The sequence below is a fragment of the Micromonospora sp. NPDC004336 genome, from assembly GCF_053602615.1.
The window spans coordinates 1-5828 of the sequence record NZ_JBSGDY010000260.1; the positions used below are offsets into that span (position 1 = coordinate 1).

Below are 5828 nucleotides of genomic sequence, written 5' to 3' on the forward strand. Positions count from 1 at the left end.
CGCCTCGACGGCGAACAGCCCGGCCTGGGTGAAGACGGTCTGGTCCAGCAGGTCCGCCTCCGGGGTGCCCGGCTCGGCGAACAGCACCTCCCGCAGCGGGCGCGGCAGCAGCGGATCGAGCTGCTCGCACACCTCGTCCAGGGCTGCGGCGAAGGCCGGGAACCGCGCGTACAGCTCCCGGCCCATGCCGGCGCGCTGCGCGCCCTGGCCGGAGAAGAGCACGGCCAGCGGGGCGGGGGCGCTGCCGACGCCGACGGCGACGGCGCCGGACGGCTCGCCGGCGGCTAGGGCGCGCAGCCCGGCCAGCAGCTCGTCCCGGTCCGTAGCGGCGACCACCGCGCGGTGTTCCAGCACCGCCCGGCTGGCGACCGACGACCAGCCGACGTCGACCGGGCGCAGATCGTCGTCACCGGCGATCCAGCGGGCCCAGCGCTCCGCCTGGGCCGCGACGGCGGCCTCGGACCGGGCCGACAGCAGCACCGGGACCGGCCCGGCGGCGGGTGCGGCGGCGCGGGTGGGCTCCGGCTCGGCGGGCGGCTGCTCGATGATCACGTGGGCGTTGGTGCCGCTGACGCCGAAGGACGAGATGGCCGCACGCCGGGGGCGGTTCGCCGCGGGCCAGTCGCGCGCCTCGGTGAGCAGCGAGACGGCTCCCGCGCTCCAGTCGATGTGCGGGGACGGCGCGTCGACGTGCAGCGTCGGGGGCAGCACGCCGTGCCGCATCGCCATGATCATCTTGATGATGCCGGCCGCCCCAGCCGCGGCCTGGGTGTGGCCGATGTTCGACTTGATCGAGCCGAGCCACAACGGTCCTCGGCCCTGCCGGTCCTGCCCGTACGTGGCCAGCAGCGCCTGGGCTTCGATCGGGTCGCCGAGGGTGGTGCCGGTGCCGTGCGCCTCGACGGCGTCGACGTCGGCGGCGGTCAGCCGGGCGTTGGCGAGGGCCTGCCGGATCACCCGCTGCTGTGACGGGCCGTTCGGGGCCGTCAAACCGTTCGACGCGCCGTCCTGGTTGACCGCGCTGCCGCGCACCACCGCCAGGATCCGCCGGCCCTCCCGACGGGCGTCCGACAGCCGCTGCACCAGCAGCACGCCCACGCCCTCGGACCAGCCCGTGCCGTCGGCCGACGCCGCGAACGACCGGCACCGGCCGTCGGCCGACAGACCCCGCTGCCGCGAGAACTCGATGAACGTCCCCGGCGTCGCCATCACCGTCACGCCACCGGCCAACGCCAGATCGCACTCGCCGCTGCGCAACGCCTGCACCGCCAGGTGCAACGCCACCAGCGACGACGAACACGCCGTGTCCACGGTCACCGCCGGCCCCTCCAGGCCGAACGTGTACGCCACCCGGCCCGACAGCACGCTGCCGGAGGTGCCGGTGCCGAGGTAGCCGCCCACGCCCTCGGGCAGGTCCTGCACGCCGGAGGCGTAGTCGTGGTACATGAGCCCGGCGAAGACGCCGGTGCGGCTGCCGCGCAGCCGCGACGGGTCGAGACCGGCGGACTCAAACGTCTCCCACGACGCCTCCAGCAGCAGCCGCTGCTGCGGGTCCATCGCGAGGGCCTCGCGGGGCGAGATGCCGAAGAAGCCGGGGTCGAACTCGGCCGCACCGGACAGGAAGCCGCCGTGCCGCGTGTACGACGTGCCGGGGTTGTCGGGGTCGGGGTGGAAGAGCCGGTCGAGGTCCCAGCCCCGGTCGGTGGGGAACTCGCCGATGCCGTCGGCTCCGGCGGCGACCAGGTCCCACAGCTGCTGCGGGTTCGTCACGCCGCCCGGGTAGCGGCAGGCCATGCCCACGATGGCGACGGGCTCGTCCGCGGTCGTCGCGCGCACGGCCCGCTGCTGCGCGGCGACCTGGCCGGAGAGCTGCTCGTACAGGTGGTCGGAGAGGGCGTCGGGGGTCGGGTAGTCGAAGACGAGCGTCGAGGTGAGCCGCAGCCCGGTCGCGCCGTTGATCCGGTTGCGCAGCTCGACGGCGGTCAGCGAGTCGAAGCCCAGCTCCCGGAACGCCCGGTCCGCCGGCACCTGGTCGGCGCCGCTGTGCCCGAGGACCTGCGCGACCAGCCCGCGCACAAGCAGGACGACCTGCGTCCGCGCCTCCCGCGGGTCGAGGCCGGCGAGCCGGTCGGCCCAGCCCTCGCCGCCGGAGCGGCGACGCTTCGCGGCCGGCCCGACAAGGGCGCGCAGCATCGCCGGCACCCGGCCGGCGGCGGCCTGGGCCCGCATGGCGGGCAGGTCGACGACGGCCGGCACCAGGGCCGCGCCGCCGTGGGCCAGGGCGGCGTCCCACAGCCCGAGCCCGACGGCAGCGGTCATCGGGACCAGCCCGGCGCGGCTGACCCGGGCCCGGTCGGTGTCGTCGATGGACGCGGCCATGCCGTCGGTGTCCCACATGCCCCACGCGAGGCTGACCGCCGGCAGCCCGTGCTGCGCCCGCACCTGGGCGAGGGCGTCCAGGAAGGCGTTGCCGGCGGCGTACGCGGCCTGGCCGGGTGAGCCGAGCACCCCGGCGACGGAGGAGAACAGGGCGAACAGGTCGAGGTCGAGGTCGGCGGTCGCCTCGTGCAGCCACCAGCCCGCCGTGACCTTCGGCGCCAGCACGTCCGCCAGCCGGCCGACGGTGATCCCGCTGATCACGCCGTCGTCCAGGACGCCGGCGGTGTGGACGACGCCGGCCAGCCGGCCCTCGGCGGTGACCTCCCGGACCAGCTCGCCGACCTGGGCGCGGTCGGTGACGTCCGCCGCGACGACGCGGACGGTCGCGCCGAGCGCGGTCAGCCGCTCCACCAGCTCGTCCGCGCCGGCGGCCGCCGGGCCCTGCCGGGAGACCAGCAGCAGCGACCGCACGCCGTACGCGGTGACCAGGTGCTCGGCGACGAGGCCGCCCAGCGATCCGGTGCCCCCGGTGACCAGGACGGTTCCCCGGTCGACGGGCGCCGGGGCCGGCGCGCCGCCGGCGGCCCGGACGAGCCGGGGCAGGTACGCGGTCCCGGCCCGCACCGCGAGCTGCCCGCCGAGGCCCGGGTCGTCGGCGGCGCCGGCGAGCAGGGCCAGCGCGTCGGCGTCCAGGTCGGCGCCCGGCGCCAGGTCGGCCAGCACGATGCGGCCGGGGTGCTCCGACTGCGCCGAGCGCAGCAGGCCCCACACCGCCGCCGCCGCCACGTCGGTGACGCGGTCGTCGGGGCCGGCGGCGACCGCGCCGCGGGTCACCACGACCAGCCGCGAGTCCGCGAGGGCGTCGGCGGCCAGCCACGCCTGCACGACGTCGAGGGCGTGCGCGGTCGCCGACCGCACCGCGTCGGGCACGTCCGTCTCCGGCCGCGCGGCGACGGGCAGCAGCAGCGCCGCCGGGGCGGCGGCCGTCCCGTCCGTCAGGGCCGTGAGCAGCGCCGCCACGTCGGCGTACGCGGGAAGCTGCGGGGCGCCGTCGAGCGGGCGGTCGCCGAGGACGGCCCAGGCGTACCCGTCGTCGGCCGGCGTGACCTGCTCGGGCTGCCAGGACACCTCGAACAGCGAGCGGTGCGCCTCGCTCGGGGCCGCCACGGCTCCGGTCAGCTCGCGCAGCGTCAGCGAGTCCACCGACACCACGGGCGCGCCCGTCTCGTCGACGGCGACCAGCCGGACGGAGGCGCCGGACGCGGTCAGGCGCACCCGCAGCGTCCGCGCCCCGACGGCGTGGACCTGCACGCCCTCGAACGCGAACGGCACCCGCGCCCCGCCGTCCGTCACGTCGGTGGGCAGCAGTCCGACGGGGTGCAGGGCGGCGTCCAGCAGTGCCGGGTGCACGCCGAAGCCCGCCGGCTCGCCGGCCGTCTCGTCGGGGAGCGCGACCTCGGCGAACACGGTGTCGGCCGCGGTCCACGCCCGGCGCAGCCCGCGGAAGGCGGGCCCGTAGGCGAGGCCGTGCTCGGCGACCGTCGGGTACCAGCCGGTGACGTCCACCTCGGCCGCGCCGGGCGGCGGCCACGCGCCCAGGGTGGGCTCCTCGCCGGTCGGGGCGCCGACGAGGCCGTCGGCGTGGCGGGTCCAGCCCGGCTCCGGGTCGTCCTCGGGCTGGGAGTGCACGGTCACCGGGCGGCTGCCGGTCCCGTCGACGGGACCGACCCGGACCTGCACCCGTACCCCGCCGCCGGTGGCGGGCAGCACGAGCGGGGCGAGCACCGTCAGCTCGCGTACGCGGGACGCGCCGACCTCGTCGCCCGCCCGGACGACGAGGTCCACCAGCGCGGTGCCCGGCACGACCACGGCGCCGGAGACGACGTGGTCGGCGAGCCACGGGTGGGTCGTCACGGACAGCCGGCCGGTCAGGACCACCATGTCCTCGCCGGCCACCGACACGGTCGCGCCGAGCAGCGGGTGCCGCGCCACCCCGAGGCCCGCCCCCGAGACGTCGGCGGACCGGCCGGCGGGCGGCAGCCAGTAGCGCTCGCGGTGGAAGGCGTACGTGGGCAGGTCCACCCGCCGCGCGCCGGTGTCGGCGAACCACTGCCGCCAGGACACGGGCACGCCGTGCGCGTGCAGCTCGGCGAGGGCGTGCAGCAGCGCGTGCGCCTCGGGGCGGTCCCTGCGCTGGGCGGCCACGGCCAGCGCGGCGTCGTCGGGCAGCACGTCGGCGGTCATCGCGGTCAGGACGCTCTGCGGGCCGACCTCCAGGAACGTGTCCACGCCGGCCGCCTTCAGGGCGGTGACCCCGTCGGCGAAGCGGACGGCCTCCCGGACGTGCCGCACCCAGTACTCCGGGGTGCGGATCTCCTCGGCGTCGGCGAGCGTGCCGGTCACGTTCGACACGACCGGCAGCAGCGGCGCGGCGAACGTCAGCCCGTTAAGGACCGTGCGGAACTCGTCGAGCATCGGCTCCATCAGCGGGCTGTGGAACGCGTGGCTGACCGTGAGGCGGCGGGTGCGGGCGCCCCGGTCGCGCCAGACCCGCTCGACCTCGTCCAGCGCGTCGACGGCGCCGGAGACCACCACTGCGGTGGGTCCGTTGACCGCCGCGATGCCGACCCGGTCGGTCAGGGCGGCGATCGACTCCACCACGGCCTCTTCCGAAGCCGCCACGGCCAGCATCCCACCGCCGGCCGGCAGCGCCTGCATCAACCGACCCCGCGCCGCCACCAGCGCGGCGGCATCGGCCAGCGACAACACCCCGGCCACGTGCGCGGCCGTCACCTCACCGATCGAATGCCCGCCCACGAGGTCCGGCACCACACCGAACGACTCCACCAGGCGGAACAGGGCCACCTCGACCGCGAACAGGCCCGCCTGCGTGAACACCGTCTGGTCCAGCAGCTCCGCCTCGGGCGTGCCCGCCTCGGCGAACAGCACCTCCCGCAACGGACGCGGCAGCAGCGGGTCCAGGTGCGCGCACACCTCGTCCAGCGCGGCCGCGAACACCGGGAACAGGGCGGACAACTCCCGACCCATCCCGGCGCGCTGCGCGCCCTGACCCGAGAAGAGCACCGCGAGCTGACCCCGCTGCCCGCCCGGACCCGTGACCACGCCGCCCGAGGGCTCGCCCGCCGACAGGGCCTCGAGACCCGCCAGCACCTCGGCCCGGGTCGCGCCGGACACAACCGCCCGATGCTCCAACACCGACCGCGACACCACCGACGACCACGCCACGTCCAACGGACGTACCGTCTCGTCACCGCCCAGCCACGCCGCCCACCGGCCCGCCTGCGCCGACAGCCCGACCGCGTCGCGGGCGGAGAGCAGCACCGGCACCACCGCCGGCACGTTCCGGGTGACGATCTCGCCCTCGACCGCCTCGGCGGGCGGCTGCTCGATGATCACGTGCGCGTTCGTGCCGGAGATGCCGAACGACG

At 76.9% G+C, this 5828-nt stretch carries 1 protein-coding gene; it reads right to left on the minus strand.

Annotation, left to right across the window (positions count from 1 at the left end; genetic code table 11):
- A partial coding sequence (locus ACWENR_RS29135) for an SDR family NAD(P)-dependent oxidoreductase (RefSeq protein ID WP_452280157.1) occupies positions 1-5828 on the minus strand: 5828 nt, incomplete at both ends.